General features: G+C 51.9%; 10 protein-coding genes. 7 read left to right on the top strand and 3 right to left on the bottom strand.

What is annotated here, in order from left to right; all coding sequences use genetic code 11:
• Positions 1-265: 265 nt before the first annotated feature.
• The 3 genes from H7846_RS07025 to H7846_RS07015 form a co-directional block, all read right to left on the bottom strand.
• Positions 266-1,846, bottom strand: coding sequence for an FAD-dependent oxidoreductase (locus H7846_RS07025; RefSeq protein WP_255460900.1), 1,581 nt, complete (start codon positions 1,844-1,846; stop codon positions 266-268).
• A 329-nt stretch (positions 1,847-2,175) separates the two neighbouring features.
• Positions 2,176-2,832 (bottom strand): response regulator, encoded by a 657-nt coding sequence (locus H7846_RS07020; RefSeq protein ID WP_186695762.1) that lies wholly within the window; start codon positions 2,830-2,832, stop codon positions 2,176-2,178.
• The gene (locus H7846_RS07015; RefSeq protein WP_186695761.1) at positions 2,825-4,219 is read right to left on the bottom strand and encodes an ATP-binding protein; all 1,395 of its coding nucleotides are present in this window, start codon (positions 4,217-4,219) and stop codon (positions 2,825-2,827) included. The genes H7846_RS07020 and H7846_RS07015 overlap by 8 nt, the downstream gene beginning before the upstream one ends.
• Before the next feature lie 152 nt (positions 4,220-4,371).
• On the opposite strand from H7846_RS07015, the gene H7846_RS07010 reads away from it, so the two are divergent.
• The 7 genes from H7846_RS07010 (at position 4,372) to H7846_RS06980 (ending at position 16,343) form a co-directional block, all read left to right on the top strand.
• On the top strand, positions 4,372-5,667 hold the full coding sequence (locus H7846_RS07010; RefSeq protein ID WP_186695760.1) for a TolC family protein: 1,296 nt from the start codon (positions 4,372-4,374) through the stop codon (positions 5,665-5,667).
• On the top strand, positions 5,664-6,803 hold the full coding sequence (locus tag H7846_RS07005) for an efflux RND transporter periplasmic adaptor subunit (protein ID WP_255460899.1): 1,140 nt from the start codon (positions 5,664-5,666) through the stop codon (positions 6,801-6,803). The genes H7846_RS07010 and H7846_RS07005 overlap by 4 nt, the downstream gene beginning before the upstream one ends.
• A complete protein-coding gene (locus tag H7846_RS07000; protein ID WP_186695759.1) occupies positions 6,800-9,940 on the top strand; it encodes an efflux RND transporter permease subunit in 3,141 nt (1,046 codons plus the stop codon). The genes H7846_RS07005 and H7846_RS07000 overlap by 4 nt, the downstream gene beginning before the upstream one ends.
• Positions 9,941-11,083: 1,143 nt before the next feature.
• Positions 11,084-11,500, top strand: coding sequence for a LuxR C-terminal-related transcriptional regulator (locus H7846_RS18110; RefSeq protein WP_370561371.1), 417 nt, complete (start codon positions 11,084-11,086; stop codon positions 11,498-11,500).
• 57 nt (positions 11,501-11,557) lie between these two features.
• The gene (locus tag H7846_RS06990) at positions 11,558-11,950 is read left to right on the top strand and encodes a response regulator transcription factor (protein WP_186695757.1); all 393 of its coding nucleotides are present in this window, start codon (positions 11,558-11,560) and stop codon (positions 11,948-11,950) included.
• 27 nt (positions 11,951-11,977) lie between these two features.
• Entirely contained in the window at positions 11,978-15,151 is a 3,174-nt protein-coding gene (locus H7846_RS06985) for an efflux RND transporter permease subunit (RefSeq protein ID WP_186695756.1), read from the top strand.
• On the top strand, positions 15,144-16,343 hold the full coding sequence (locus H7846_RS06980; protein ID WP_186695755.1) for an efflux RND transporter periplasmic adaptor subunit: 1,200 nt from the start codon (positions 15,144-15,146) through the stop codon (positions 16,341-16,343). The genes H7846_RS06985 and H7846_RS06980 overlap by 8 nt, the downstream gene beginning before the upstream one ends.
• Positions 16,344-16,349: the final 6 nt, after the last annotated feature.

Here is a 16,349-nt window from a genome sequence, read left to right as displayed (position 1 = left end):
GGTAATAACACCATTCGCAATCTGCCCTTGCACAAAACCAAGAAACACATAGAACAGACCTATAACGAATAGCTGAGCAGCTATTTTCAAAACTTCTCCATGAATGGCCTCACCCGAAAACTCTTACGAATTCGGATGGACACCTTCGATCCGAATCAGATTTGCTCTATTCCGTTACCGCCGCACTATCGTTTGCTCGATAGAGTTTAGGAGGTTCCAAGCTGTTACGTCACGCAATACTTCCTCTGTTTTCAAAGATTTATGCCTATTCCACGCCGATTCCGAGTACCTGTTGATCAAGATGGAGGATTACTTTCTGGCTTCGCAGTTTCTCCTGGAGAGCCGCAATGCTGACATCCTGGACAGCACTTTTACCTTGAATAGCAAGCACCGCCGTCACTCCAGCCGCTTGTCCAAGCATCATGTACTGCGGCTCCATCCGGACCGAGGAATACGCCACGTGCGATGCCGAGAGGCAGACCGGGACCAGCAGATTATTCGTCTCTGATTTTTTCGGCAGGATGGTGCCAAAGGCGATCTCATAAGGTTTCACCGGAACCTGAACGTCCCCTTCATTCCGGACGCTTCCATCCGGCATGGCTACTCGTTGGATGTTATGCGAATCACTGTTATAAGAGCCCATCGCAATCGAGTCGGGCTTAGTCCGGTTGGTCTGCAGGTCTGACTGCTTCATCACATACATGCCGATCATGCGCCGGCCTTCGCGGATATAAAGCTGGTTGGGCCAGCCATCTGTATCCTGAAACTCGTCCTTTGTCCTGCCCCAGCTATTGACCTCATCCTGCAGAGGTTTAGGGACACGAGGATCGGAGGCGAGAAACCAATAGAACGACTTCGTATATAGAAGATGGGCGTCCCAGATCCTCTTCCGTTTTGCGTAGCTTCCGTCCGGATAATCCCAGCTGTGTCCGATATAGTCCGTGGAGAAGGCTCCGTTATTGTTGAAATCAGCCTTCTTGTCCGGGATCGCCACTGGATTCATTACATCGCCCATCCTCGGTTCCCGGTGCATGTTCTCCTTCCACTGGCTCAGATATTTCGCCAGTAGCTCAAACTGGGCGACGTTATATCCCTCAGGTTTTGTCCAGGGCAGCTTGTTGGCAGGATTGTTTGTCAGAATTAGTCGGAAATTATAAGTCTGGACCTTTTTATCGCCTGCTCCATCCGCTCCCATCGGTCCCGGCATGACCTCGGGCATCAGTTTTCCCTTGTCGTCATAGGCAGAGATCTTCCAGAGGAACTGGTGCTTCGGGGTATCCACACGAACGCCGGCAAGATCTTCGTTGTACACTTCCCTGCTCTCGCGGCCTACGGTGTACTTCACCCCAGCCTGCGCCATCAGGTCACCTTCATAACTGCAATCGGCAAATACCTTCGCCTGCCATATCTGGCCGTCTTCGGTCTTGATGGAGCGGACATGGAAGCCCGACATGGTTACGCCATGCTTCTCTTTCAACCGTTCATGAAAATGGACCTCAACTCCAGTCTTCTGAAGCCACTCCGTAAATATGGCTTCACCCACTTTGGGTTCAGACAACCAATCACTATGTTTGTTCAGCGTATGAACTCCATAGTGTGCCGCAGCCTCACGGTAAAAATCGCGGGCATAACCTCCAATAATCGGGAAGTAAGCAACATCGGTAGCCGACAATCCGCCGGTAACCATGCCACCTAGGTGAGAACCGGGCTCAAGCAAAATTACATGAAGCCCTTCCTTCGCCGCGGCATAGGCTGTAACCACTCCAGAGGCCGTGCCGCCATACACTACCAAATCTGCCGTGATCGGAGCAGCAAACGTAATAGGAGAGGAAGTCGAAAATATCAAAAAGGGAAAAACGAACCAGAACAGAAGCCTGTATTTTTTGAGCATGACAGAATATTGCCATTGGAAATGAGTTCTGACACGTTTTGAGCGGAATTTTCCGGGACTTGCCCCTAAATGTATGAATCGCGACCGGCCCGACCCGCAACGGGGTGTTCCCCCTGTATCTCCGTGTATGTCACCATCTCGAAGCAAAATGGAACTCTGCAGCATCCGTTACACATACGCTTCCACCATCTCATCCGCCTCAGCGGTTTGGCATATCGACGGTGCCAGCATTGTGGACATGCAGGGCATTTACTTTTTGTGTCAGACTGCTGGCCTATTTATTGTTAATGATCTTCCGCTAGCCAAGTTGTTGAATGCTCTTCGATTGCAATCCGAACTAATTGACTGCGCGTCCTTGCGCCAGCTTTATGGAAAAGCTCCTGGATAACGGCTTTGACTGAAGTCTCCGAAACTCCAAGGATTGACGCTATTTCCTTATTAGTTAAACCGTCAAGTATGCCGCGCAGCACCTGATACTGCCGTGCAGTTAGAGATGGCGTATGCGAAGAGGCTGGCACTTCATCTACGGCGATCAGTGAGCGAATAGCACCTGTATCGAGCCACATCTCTCCACGCGCAATTTTATGGATCCCTTCGATGAGCTGGCCGGGGCCGCTATGTTTGAAGATAATGCCGGAAACGCCTGCGCTCAACGCATTGCGTATCAAACTGTCACGCATGCCGGCAGTAACCATCAGAATCTTCGGCTTATCCTTATGCATGCGGATCTTTTCAAGTAGAGTCGTGCCGACCTCTTCTCCAAGATCGTAATCGAGCAACACAATATCAACTACAGTGCCCTTAATTAGCTCTGCAGCTTCTGTAGCCGTGGCACAATGGGCTACTACCTGAAAACCGGGCTCAGCTTCAAGCAGTCGTACAAGGCTCTCACGGAAAAGTGTATGATCATCGATCAGCAAGATGCGAAGGAGTTCACTCATGCGGTCTCCCGTTAACAGTAGGCGTTAGCTCAATAACGAAGCAAGCGCTGTCAGGTAACGGTCTGTAACGCAGTTCACCACCAAACGAACGCATGAAGGCACGTGACACATAGAGCCCTAAACCAGTGGCTTGAGCTCCTTGCTGAAATGGATGGAACAGTCGCTCAGGGTATTCAACACCGCCACCGCTATCGGTAAACTCGACAAGTATACGGTGCCCTTCAGCAACCGTGGCAATTGTCAGATGTTTATCGCTACTGTTTGAGAGTGCCCGAATGCTATTGGTGGCGAGATTCAGAAAAACCTGGAGCAGGCTGGAGCGATCGGCCCAGACTGGCGGCAGGTCTGGCCGCAAGTTCCATGTACTGGCAATCCCCTCCTCTCGAAGCGATGGCGCAATTACGATGCGTAAATCTTCGAGCACGGAGGTAAGGTCAACAGCTGTGACCTGATCGGTCGATTGGCGCAAGTCGACATCGGCAATCTTCTCAAGTGCGAGGACTAGATTACCCAATGCCTCGAAGTCTTTGTTCTGCACAAGTAGACCGCTGCGCGAAAAATTCTCATACACCACTGCGATAGCGCCGCAGATGTTGCGAATCTCATGCGATAGTGCGCTGGCAACGATTCGAGACCCGGCGAGAATCTGATGCAGACTCGACTCTTCGCGAGAGCGCAGGTCTTCGGATGTATCGAGAATCATTGCTGCCATACGAGAACCATTGCCGGTCTGATAAGTGGAAAAACAGATATCTGCCAGAAATACTTCGCCGTCGTCGCGCTGTCCACGCGCTTGCATAACAGCGCGCAGTAACTGATGACTAGAGTCTCGACGGGAGATGTTAGCCAACGACGGGAAATAATAGTGGATAGATCGGCCAGGAAGCGACAGCGGCGCAAGTGACAGCATGCGGTGCGCTGCCTGATTCGCCATCAGCACGCATCCGTCCGCGTCCGCGGTAATAATCGCGGCTGGACTACTCTCGATTAGTACACGAAGTTGCTCTTCTGCTGCGAGCCGAGCATCGCGCTGCAGTTCAATTTCATGTAAGTGGCCAAGGACAATCTGACGATTGCGATTCGCTTCGTAAACAAAAAGCCCGACGCAGAAAAATGCTACGAAATAGAGCGCATCGCGCGGCAACCCCGTCCGCAGGTTCCAGGCAAAGGCATCGAAGATCTCTGTAAGCGCTGTGCACAGTAAGGCAACCACACCAATAGACCATGGACCGAAGACCCTGCCCACCATCAGCATGGGTAACAGGTACAAAAAGCCCATCGGCAGCTCTTTGGCCAGACACAGATCAAGAACCGCAATTGCGGCAATAAGAAGCCCCGCGCGGACCGATACCGAAGTTCTGCTTCCTTGAAACAAAAGTGAAAGCATGATCGTTCTTTCATTATCTGCGAAACCTGTCCCGGAATACCCTCTCGGCTGAAAGATAGCCTTGCCACCTGGAAGATAGGATAGTCGCGACGAGCCAGAGCCATCATGCTACGAATTGCAGACATTTTTGCAACAAAGCCTGCGACCGTGCAATGAAGCCAATCCATCGTGACAATACGTTCTCCTACCTCTTATCAAATATTGTCGTCTGTGCCTTTGTTCTGTGGGGTCAGTATTCGTATGCTCAGACGAGTTATACGTGGGATCAGGTCCGAAGCAGATTTGAAGCAGCCAATCCTACATTGCGTGCTGACGCCATCAATGTAGATGAGATGAAGGCGCAAGAGATCACTGCTTTCCTGCGGCCAAATCCGAGCCTCACATTATCAAGCGACGGCACACAGATTGCGCGGTATCAAGGAATATGGAAACCAACCGCGGGCACGCAGGTGTCACCAGCTGTTACTTACCTGCATGAACGTCAGCACAAACGAGAATTGCGGCTCGAGAGCGCCAAGGAAGGTACTCAAATTGCAACCTCTTTGCATGAGGACCTCGAACGCAACCTGCTCTTTACTCTACGAACACAATTTGTACAGACTCTTGAAGCCAAAACGATCGTGGACATCTCACACCAACAACTGGAGTACTACGACAAGATCATTGAAATGAGCCGTGCACGCTTCAAGAGTGGTGATTTGGCGCAGATTGATCTGGACAGGATCGAACTCCTACGTGTGCAGTATGAGTCCGACCTGCAGACCGCCGAAGTCAATCTGCGCACTGCAAAGATTCAGCTGTTGCAGCTGTTGAACGACCGTACCCCCGTGGAACAGTTCGACGTGCAAGGTGCCTTCGACTTTTCTGACAAGCTGGAGTCGCTCGACACCTATCGCCAGACCGCGCTCGACACCCGTCCGGACCTGAAAGCTGCGCTTGAGTCGATTCAGCAGGCGACGACGAATCACAAGCTGGCTGCCGCGAACGGTTCCACAGATCCAACCTTCGGCGGCTGGTACACCTACAATCCGTCGTTTAACAATCAATACGCACATCAGACAATAGGAGCCAGCGTGAGCATCCCGCTGCGCATCTTCGATCGCAACCAGGGCGAAAAGCAACGCACACAGCTTGACATTGGACGCAATCAGCAACTTTCGGAAGCGACACGCGCTCAGGTATTCAGCGATGTGGATTCTGCTTATGCAATTGTGAACAGCAATGTCATTCTGTTACGGCCGTACAAAGATAAATACCTATCGCAAGCACTGCGCGTGCGTGACACGGTCACTTATTCGTGGCAGCACGGCGGTGCATCGCTGATGGATTTTCTCAATGCGCAAAGTGACTACCGCGGCGTGCAACTGGCGTACGCGCAGCTGATTGGCTCGTATCTGACGGCGACCGGTCAACTGAATCTTGCCGTCGGGCGTGAGGTGATCCCGTGACAAGCCAGTCTATTTTGAAATTTAGTTGCAGTCTAAGCATATGTTTTCTGCTGACAGCGTGCGAGAAGAAATTCAATCCTGTCGATGGTGCGCCTCCAACAACGCAGGTAATTGAGAACGGCAACAACGACGTGGTGAGCGTCGACAAATTGGGGCAGTTCCCTCTAGTTGTCGCCGAGAGATTCGAAACGGCAAACAAACTCAACGTTACTGGCACAGTGGCCCCTGACATCTCACGCGAGGTTCCGGTCATCTCTCTAGCCAGCGGACGTGTCGTAGATATCAAAGCAAGGCTTGACGACAATGTAAAGAAGGGCGACCTTCTATTGCGCGTCCAAAGCCCGGACATCACCAACGCGTATGACACCTATCTGAAAGCTGTTAACGACGAGCAGCTTGCGAACCGGGCCTACATCCGTGCTAAGGACCTCTACACTCACGGTGCAATCTCGCAAGCCCAGCTGGAGCAAGCCGAAGATATAGAGAAAGATGCGCAAGCCGACCTACATGCAGCCGAACAGCAACTCGAAACACTCGGCGCCCGCAAGGATCATCCATCGAGCCTTGTTAATGTGTATGCGCCGATTTCGGGGGTCATCGTCGCGCAGAATGTGACCAATGGTGCAGCTGCGGGCGTGACGTTCTCCGGCTCATCAAACGCCTTCACCATTGCCGATCTGTCCGTAGTCTGGATTCTCTGCGATGTCTATGAGAACGACCTTCCCAAAATACAACGAGGACAATCAGCGCAGATCCGACTCAACGCGTATCCGGACAGAGTGTTGATGGGTCGCATCAGCGACATAGGCCCCGTACTTGACCCCAGCATTCGCACAGCCAAAGTCCGCATTGAGGTGGCTAATCCGGGAATCCTGAAGATCGGTATGTTCGTTACAGCAACGCTTGAAAGCAACACGAAGGAAGTGCGTGCTGTTGTACCCACCACTGCGATTTTGCATCTGCACGATCGTCAATGGGTCTTCATACCGTCGGGTGGTACGCAGTTCCGTCGAGTGGAGGTAAATACCGGCTCGATGCTCGAAGGTGATCGGCAAGAGATCATCTCAGGCTTGAACCCAGGCCAACAGGTCGTCGCCCGTGCGCTGCAGATGGAAGCGATGCTGGAGGCGCGATGATTCGCAAGATCGTCGACTTCTCGCTACAAAATCGCTTCCTTGTACTTGCGGTTGCGATTTTGCTGTTCGGCTGGGGCATGATCTCTTTCCACAACTTACCGGTGGAGGCATATCCCGACGTCGCCAATAACTATGTTGACGTAATTACACAGTGGCCCGGAATCTCGGCCGAACAAATGGAGCAACAGGTCACTATCCCCATCGAGGTCGCGGTCAACGGCATCCCCGGGGTAACTCATGTCCGCTCCTGGTCGCTCTTTGGCCTCTCGACCGTCGAAATGGTATTCGGTGAAGAGACAACAAATTTTGAAAACCGCGAGCGTGTGCTCGAAAGAATCTCGCAGGTCACACTCCCTACAGGAGTCGTTCCGCAGATGGGAACTGACTGGAGCCCGGTCGGCCAGATCTATTTCTTTACTCTGCAGAGCTCGAATCCGCAATACGACGCGATGGAGCTCAAATCGCTTGAAGACTGGGTTGTCGAGAAGAATCTTAAATCAGTCCCAGGAGTCGTCGACGTCAACTCCTTCGGTGGCCCCACGCGTGAATACCAGGTTCGCATCGACCCAGAGAAACTGATTTCTTATGGGCTCAGTATCTCGCAAGTAGAGCAGCAGATCGCCAACAATAATGCCAATGCCGGCGGTAGTTTCATCGAGGCCGGCCTTCAGCAGATCAACATTCGTGAAGTTGGCCTCGTCCGCAATATTCAGGACATCGAGAACACTGTAGTCACTACAAAGAACGGTACAGCCCTTCGTATTAAGGACATCGCTACCGTCTCGCAAGGAGCAAAGATCCGCCTCGGTCAGGTAGCACATGTCATCCATCGTCAGGACGGCAAGATCCTTGATAACCCGGATGTAACTGAGGGAATCGCTCTACTGCAAAAGGGCGCCGACGCCGAGCCGGTGCTTGAAGGCATTCATCAGAAAGTGCAGGAGCTGAACGACCACATCCTTCCACAGGGCGTGAAGCTGGTCCCTTTTATCGACCGCAGCGACCTGATGCACTTCACGACACATACCGTGTTGCATAACTTGACCGAGGGTATCATTCTCGTTGTCATCATTCTCTTTCTCTTCCTCGGCAATGTGCGTGGCGCTTTCATTGTTGCCATCACAATACCGTTCTCCCTTCTGTTTGCAGCTATCTGCCTTGACTTAAAACATATTCCGGCCAATCTGCTTTCGCTCGGAGCGTTGGATTTCGGTATGGTCGTTGATGGCGCTGTCGTGATGGTGGAGAACATCGTCCGTCATCTCGGCCACAGACAGGAGGACAGCCGACCGCCAATCGTCCGCATCGCAGAGGCGGCGCACGAAGTACAGCGGCCTGTCTTCTATGCCATTGGCATCATCATTTCTGCATATCTGCCCATCTTTACGCTGCAAGCGGTCGAGGGAAGGCTCTTCAAACCGATGGCGTGGACAGTCGCTTTCGCGTTATTGGGGGCACTACTGTTTTCCATCATCATTGCACCGGTGCTTGCCAGCTTCCTCTTTCGTAAAGGAGCCAAAGAGTGGCACAACCCAGTGATGATCTTCCTGACTGCGCACTATCGCAGGAGTGTTACATGGGCAATCGAGCATCGTTGGGTGACCGTAAGCAGCGCACTCTTCGCATTGCTAATTGCCGTTATTCTGGCTTTTAGTGGTGTGATTGGTTCCGAGTTCCTGCCTCACCTCGATGAAGGCGCACTCTGGGTGCGCGGCATCCTCCCGCAAAGCGCGGGGCCAAGCGAAGGCATTCGTATCACTAATGAAGCACGCATCCTTCTCTGTTCCTTCCCCGAAGTGACACAGTGCACCAGTCAGACAGGAAGGCCCGATGATGGTACGGACCACACTAGCTTCTTCAACACAGAGTACTTCGTCGATCTGAAGCCAAAGGAGCAGTGGAGACCTGTCTTTCATGGCAATAAGGACTCTCTGATTGCCGCCATGAATGAACAGCTGACCCAAAAACTTCCTGGTGCCATCTGGGGCTTTTCACAGCCAATCGAAGACAACATGGAAGAAGCCGTCAGCGGAGTCAAAGGTCAGCTCGCAACCAAAATCTACGGCGATGATCTCCACGTGCTTGAAAATGAGGCCGAGCAGGCTGCGGCAGTTATGAGCCGAATCAAGGGAATCACCGACCTCGGCATCCTGCAGGTGACCGGCCAGCCGGATCTTAATTTTACGGTCGACCGCAAACAGGCAGCGCGCTTTCAGATCAACATCGCCGATGTGCAGGATGCCATTCAAACCGCCGTCGGTGGTACCGCTCTTTCACAGGTCCTGCGCGGAGAAGCGCGCTATGACCTGGTAATGCGTTATCTTCCGCAATATCGCGATACCAAGGAAGCGATCCGCAATATTCGTCTTCTATCTCCTTCCGGCGAGCGCGTCTCGCTCGATCAACTCTGTACCGTGCAGGAGAGTGACGAAGGTTCAGAGATCTTTCGCGAAAATAACCAGCGTTACGTTGCCATCAAATTTGGTGTCCGAGGCCGCGACCTCGGTAGTACGGTTGAAGAAGCAATTGATAAAGTCAATAAGCAGGTCAAGCTTCCTCGTGGTTATCGCATCGCATGGGAAGGCGAGTACCAGAGTAAACAGCGCGCTCAGAAGCGAATGATGATCATCGTGCCGCTTACCGTATTACTGATCTTCATCATCCTGTATTCGATGTATAAGTCCTTCAAGTGGGCCATGCTGATTCTTGCCAGCGTTGCCATGGCGCCGGTAGGCGGCCTGCTGGCCTTGCTTATTACAGGCACGCACTTCAGCGTTTCTTCCGGCGTTGGATTTCTTGCTCTCTTTGGCGTTTGCGTGCAAACCGGAGTCATCATGCTTGAGTACATCAATCAACTGCGGGCCAACGGAATGACTATCAAAGAGTCGGCGGTCGAAGGCGCCGTGCTACGCCTGCGGCCCATCATGATGACCATGCTCGTGGCCACCTTCGGACTACTGCCTGCTGCCATGTCTCACGGCATCGGGTCTGACTCTCAGCGCCCTTTCGCCATTGTTATCGTCGGCGGATTAATTACAGCCCTCCTCATCAGCATCTTCCTTTTACCCACTCTGTACGTCTGGGTCGCGCGAGATAAGGATGTTTTGCCTTCACGATCCGATGAGTTTGAGAACTAACAATGCGACCGGTTAGTTCCAAACTAAGAGTTGATCTGCACCATAGAAGCAAAAAGAGTGCGTCCAAGCAAACACTGACTTGGCTTCATCGCACAGGAGCCATTCTAGTAACGGTCGCATTCCTTTGGTGTGTAGTAATGGTCCTACTTGAGGCACTCTCCGCAGTCTTTAGAAGGTAATCATCGATCCAAAAACCGACGAAAAGTTCTCCATTGAGAAGAAGGATTAAAAAGGCGAAAATGCGCCAGAAAATTGCTTGTGCCTGGAATGACAAACCGCCTGATGTTTCTCGATAGTTCGATTTTGTTTTTGTCGCTCCTCAAATCAAATCGACTGCTAGATTTTTGGTGTAGTTGAGAGGGATCGACCACTAACTCTTCATTGCGAAAAACGCTAACAAGCTAATTCTTAATCCATGGTTATTAAAAACAATAGCGTCTTTACATGAAAAATGACCTATAGCCAATTCTTTATTGGCCCGAATTGGGACAACAATAACCCAGCATAACCGGCAATACATACAATCGGCCCTCCAAGAGTGCATGAGCCGTTGTTCTCCGTAGCCGTTTTGGCTACATGAAAGAGGTGAGGAATGACAAACTGCCTGATGTTTCTCGTTCGCATGTGCCAAGTATTCCTTCGAGAATTTCGAACCGTGGCTCCAAGGTATTGAAAATTTTGTCTAGCGGAGAAAACTGTTTTGCTAACAGGGCAAGCTCGTTATAGATTAGTTGTTCGATGGCCAGATCCAGGCTGTAACCAGTCCGTGGATTGTCGATGGATATCGGGAGATCGTACGACGTGAAAATTTAGATGCTCTGGCCTCTCTCCTCTATGACTGTATTTTTGATCGAAGAGAGTTTGCATCTTCCGGACCCCGATACCTCGATTCATCGCGGTCCAGACCCGAAGGATATTCCGTTCCTCTCTCTTGCCAATAAAGCTGGGCTTGGCTCGTTACAGGAAATTTCAAGTATTGCCTCAAGCATGTTCGAGATGGGGTTCACATACTTTCATAGACCGACTTATCTCGCTCACCTCGAAACTCGCGGTGATAGATAGGTAGGGGGCTATTTCAACACCGAGGTAAGGCACCTATAACTTCCATCCCGCGCACAGTCGGAATGTCGGCTAAAGTTCGGCGTGAAAATCCTCCCATCATTTTCCTTGCTGGTCACGGGACATCCTCTCAGCTGTCAAGGCCATGAAAGCCGGTGCGATGGAATTCCTTTCAAAGCCTTTCGAGCCAGAAGAATTGCTTCACGACATCGACAGCGCTGTTCGTCTCGACGGCGAGCTACGGTTAAAAAACGCGCGGAACTCAATGCGATAGAGAAACGATACTTGCTGCTCACTCCCAGAGAGCGCGAGGTCCTTCCGTATGTTGTCTCGGGTCTGTTGAACAAGGAGACGGCATGGGAATTAGGTACCAGTGATATCACCATTCGTATCCACAGAGGCCAAATCATGAAGAAAATGGCCGCAATCTCTCGCGGATATCGTGCGAATTGCGGGAAAGCTTGGCATTCCAAAGAGCTAGGGTCTAATACAAAACGATAATTGGCAGCTGCTAATCAATCTCCTACGATCACATTGTTAGTCGAAGGAGAGCCATCGGTGGAAGACCATCAGCAACATTGCATCGTCGCCCTGGTAGATGACGATGCATGCGTGCGAGAGTCGCTGGAACATCTGCTTTATGCGGTTGAGATAGAGGACAGACCATTCAGTTCAGCCGAAGAAGCGCTTCAACCAGGAAAACTCGACTCTGTAAATTGCCTAGTTACTGATGTCCGAATGCTTGGGATGAATGGCTGCGAGTTACAGCGACGACTGGTGGCTACCCTTCCTACGCGGCCTGCCATCTTCGTTACGGCTCATCCGGATGATAAGGTTAGCAGCCGCGCTCTTGCTCAAGGTGCATTTGCATTTTTGTACAAGCCAATTGATGGAGAAGAGTTCCTTCGCACGGTAAGGCCGTCGCGAAATGGAGCCGCGGCAAGTTGTTAGTCAAAACACCCTCAGGAGGTTCAAGAGATGTGGATCGTTAGGCTCGCGCTCTCACGACCGTACACGTTTGTCGTTCTGGCACTTCTCCTCTTTCTGGTCAGTCCGGTGATGATGCGAACGCCCGTGGACATCTTTCCGTCCATCAATATCCCCGTGGTGAGTATCATCTGGACGTTCAATGGCTTGTCTCCTACCGAGATGGAAAGGCGCATCACGTCCATCTACGAACGGGCTCTGACGACGACCGTCGGAAACATTGAACACATTGAATCTCAGTCGCTGAACGGTGTCTCCGTCATTAAGGTTTACCTGCAGCCGCAGGCGAACGTAGATGGAGCAATCGCCCAGGTTACGGCAGAGGCTCAAGCGACTCTCAAGCAATTACCTTCTGGCATTACGCCCCCATTAATTATTCAGTATAGTGCGTCGACCGTTCCAATCCTGCAACTTGGACTCAGCGGCAAGGGCCTTTCTGAACAACAACTTAACGACTTTGGATCGAACTTTATTCGACCCCAGTTGGCCACAGTTCCCGGAGCCGCTGTACCACTGCCCTATGGAGGAAAGGTCCGCCAAATCATGGTGGATATCGATTCTTCTCAGCTGAAATCGAAAGGGCTTTCGCCCGTCGATGTCGTCAATGCCGTGAACGCGCAGAATGTCATTGTGCCTTCGGGCACCGCCAAGATTGGCAAAACGGAATACAACATTGGATTGAACGGGACCCCAGTTACAGTTGACCAGCTCAATGCTCTGCCAATAAAAACGGTAAACGGTGGATCCATCTTCATCCGCGATGTAGCAAATGTCCGGGATGGTTTCGCAGTTCAGCAGAATATTGTGCGACAGGACGGGCAGCGGGGCGCGTTATTGACGATCGAAAAGGCGGGCAGTGCCTCAACACTCGCCATCGTTGCCGGAATCCGCGCCGTTCTTCCGCGTATTGCAGCCACCCTCCCCAATGAGCTTGTGATGCATCCACTCGCAGATCAATCGATCTTCGTAAAAGCCTCTCTGAACGGAGTCGTTCGAGAGGGGTTGATTGCGGCCTGCCTTACTTCCATCATGATCCTCGTCTTTATCGGAAGCTGGCGAAGCACGTTGATCATCTGCGTGTCGATCCCTCTCTCGATTCTTACCTCCCTGCTCACCCTCAGCGCTTTGGGAGAGAGCATCAACATCATGACCCTGGGTGGTCTGGCTCTTGCGGTAGGCGTTCTGGTTGATGATGCGACCGTCGAGATCGAAAATATGCAGCGCAATGTAGCCATGGGGAAGGAGTTGTATCAAGCAATTCTCGACGGAGCCCAGGAGATCGCGGTTCCGGCATTCGTTTCCACGATATGTATCAGCATCGTCTTTGTCCCGATGTTCTTCTTGTCTGGAGTAGCTAGATACCTTTTCGTACCTCTTGCTGAAGCAGTAGTATTTGCTTTACTAGCTTCCTATTTCTTTTCTCGCACAATCGTTCCAACGCTGGTGATGTTCCTGCTCCCGAAGGAGGTTGAGCAACACCGCCTCATAGCAGGGAACCGTCCCCTCAGCCGCTTCGGCCGCCTCCACCAGCGCTTCGAAAGCGGCTTTGAGGCGCTTCGCGATAGATATCTTCACCTCTTAACGCAATGCCTGGAGCAAAGAAAGATTTTTGCGAGTTGTTTCCTGGCCTTCTGTTTGTTAAGCCTGCTGTTGATCCCACTCCTTGGAAGAGATTTCTTTCCCTATGTGGATGCAGGCCAGTTTCGCCTGCATGTGCGAGCGAAGACGGGCACCCGTATAGAGGAGACAGCACGTCTCGTCGATCAGGTTGATCGTTATATCAGAACTCAGATTCCCGCCGGCGAAACGGATGGCATACTCGACAACATCGGGTTGCCCACTAGTGGTATCAATCTCTCCTACAGCAACAGTGGCACAGTCGGAAATGCCGATGCTGAGGTTCTCGTCTCGTTAAGTGCAAAACACCATCCCACTGCGGACTATGTCTCTCGCTTGCGAGAGAATCTACCCAAGCAGTTCCCTGGGACTTCATTCTCTTTTGAGCCCGCTGACATCGTTAGTCAGACACTAAACTTTGGCGTTCCCGCTCCGTTGGATATTCAGATTGTCGGCAATGATTTTGAAGGCAACTTCGCGATCGCCGCTCAGATTGCCGAGAAGATACGGGCCGTACCAGGAGCCGTTGATGTCCATATTCAGCAGCTCGTCGATCAACCTCGACTGCAATATGACATCGACCGAACACGAATTCAGCAGGTCGGTCTGACGGAACGTGATGTTGCGGACAACGTACTGGTATCGCTCAGTTCGAGTTTTCAGACAACCCCTAATTTCTGGCTCAATCCAAAGAACGGCGTCTCCTACAACATTGCGGTACAGACTCCGCAATACAAGCTCGATTCGATTGATGCGGTTGGCAATATACCAGTGAACTCTCCTAGTGTTCCGGCTCCACAGCTGTTCGAGAACCTCTCCACTATGACGAGGATGTCCGAGCCGGCCGTGGTCAGCCACTATGATGTTCAGCGCGTCGTGGATATCTATGGCAGTGTGCAGGGACGCGACCTCGGCGGAGTTGCAAATGACGTCCAGCGAGTCGTGGCGGATGTTTCGAAGAAACTTCCAAGAGGCAGCCGGATCGTAACTCGTGGTCAAGTTGCTACCATGCAATCGTCCTTTACCGGCCTCTTCTATGGGCTTGCGTTCGCTGTAGCTCTGGTCTATCTACTCCTTGTCGTCAACTTCCAATCCTGGACAGAGGCTTTCATCATTATCACGGCGCTGCCCGCAGCGTTGGCTGGCATCTGTTGGTTTCTCTTTCTTACACACACAACATTAAGTGTGCCTGCGCTGATGGGAACAATCATGAGCATCGGTGTCGCCACTTCTAACAGTGTTCTCGTCATCACCTTTGCGAACGAACATTTCGCAGAGAACAAGGACGCATTCAAGGCGGCGCTGGAGGCAGGAGCCACGCGTCTTCGCCCCGTCATCATGACTGCGATGGCAATGATCATTGGCATGATCCCAATGGTGCTTGGGTTAGGTGATGGCGGAGAGCAAAACGCTCCTCTTGGTCGCGCCGTAATCGGTGGTCTGTTATTTGCTACCATCTCAACGCTCTTCTTTGTTCCAATAATCTTTGCCATGATCCGACAGAATTCAAAATCTCCCAAAACAGATTTGGAGGCAGCCAATGCCTAGCGAAACTCCTGTAACAGAGAACACGCTGCTCGTTCCTCATTCACCCTCGAGCAAGAGAAGCGGCGTGCGGCTTTTTCTTCTGGCTCCGGTGGTACTTTGCCTAGTCGGCGCAGTTGCACTGGTTCTCCGCGCGCAGGCGAGCAACAAACTTGCCGTGACAACGTATGCACTACAGGTAGAGCCTGTCTCTGTGATTCATCCGCAGAGCGGAGCACCCAGTAGTGACTTGGCATTGCCGAGTACGATCCAGGCATTTTCAGACTCGCCTATCTATGCGCGAACGAACGGCTATGTCGCTCACTGGTATGCGGATATCGGAACGCATGTCCGTCAAGGCCAGTTGCTCGCCGTCATCGAATCACCCGAGGTCGATCAAGAGCTAAGCCAGGCGCGCGCCAGTCTCAGCCAGGTGCAGGCCAATCTCACTCTTGCCAGCATTACGGCAAAACGATATCAGGGACTTATTGTCACCAATGCCGTCTCGCAGCAGGATGTCGATCAAAACAACCAAAATCTAGAAGCACAAAAGGCAAACCTGCAAGCAGCGAATGCAAACGTAAACCGCCTTCAACAGATGCAGGGATTCGAGCGCGTCGTTGCTCCATTTGATGGAATTATCACGCAGCGCAGGACCGATATCGGAGATCTCGTGAACGCGGGGAACGGAGGAGCCACATTTGAACTCTTCCGGATCTCGAAGATCGATACAGTCAGGGTATTTGTTTCTGTACCTGAGAACTATAGCGAACAGATTGCCAATGGCCTTAGCGCAACACTCGAACTTACGGCTCTTCCCGGAAAACAGTTTCAAGGAAGCGTTGTTCGTAGCAGCCACGCGATCGACGCCGCGTCTCACACTCTGCTTACTGAAATCGACGTGCCAAATCCATCCGGACAGTTGATGCCGGGAGCCTATGCCGAAGTACATCTCCGTCCTTCAGTGCCGGTACCTTCGTTGATCATTCCGTCTGGAGCGGTCCTCTATCAGGCTGCGGGCCCCCAGGTCGCCATAGTAACGGACAAAAGCGAGATTCGACTAAAGGAGATAGCGCTCGGACGCGATTTCGGTGACACCATTGAGATTACGAGTGGAATTTCGAAGAGTGACGCAGTCGTCGCAAGCCCACCGGACTACTTGGTCGATGGAATGCGCGTAGAAGTACAGACCAAGAACACCGGAACACAGAATTGAGGATGC

Origin of the sequence: Edaphobacter sp. 4G125, assembly GCF_014274685.1 — a bacterium.
Classification (GTDB): Bacteria; Acidobacteriota; Terriglobia; order Terriglobales; family Acidobacteriaceae; genus Edaphobacter.
The sequence above is the reverse complement of the archived record's forward strand: the minus strand, read 5'-3'. Positions and strand labels throughout refer to the sequence as shown.

Coding starts and splice junctions, on each gene's coding strand:
- H7846_RS07020 (WP_186695762.1), bottom strand. CDS start 2,832: ATGAGTGAACTCCTTCGCATCTTGCTGATCGATGATCATACACTTTTC.
- H7846_RS07015 (WP_186695761.1), bottom strand. CDS start 4,219: ATGCTTTCACTTTTGTTTCAAGGAAGCAGAACTTCGGTATCGGTCCGC.
- H7846_RS07010 (WP_186695760.1), top strand. CDS start 4,372: ATGAAGCCAATCCATCGTGACAATACGTTCTCCTACCTCTTATCAAAT.
- H7846_RS07000 (WP_186695759.1), top strand. CDS start 6,800: ATGATTCGCAAGATCGTCGACTTCTCGCTACAAAATCGCTTCCTTGTA.
- H7846_RS06985 (WP_186695756.1), top strand. CDS start 11,978: ATGTGGATCGTTAGGCTCGCGCTCTCACGACCGTACACGTTTGTCGTT.
- H7846_RS06980 (WP_186695755.1), top strand. CDS start 15,144: ATGCCTAGCGAAACTCCTGTAACAGAGAACACGCTGCTCGTTCCTCAT.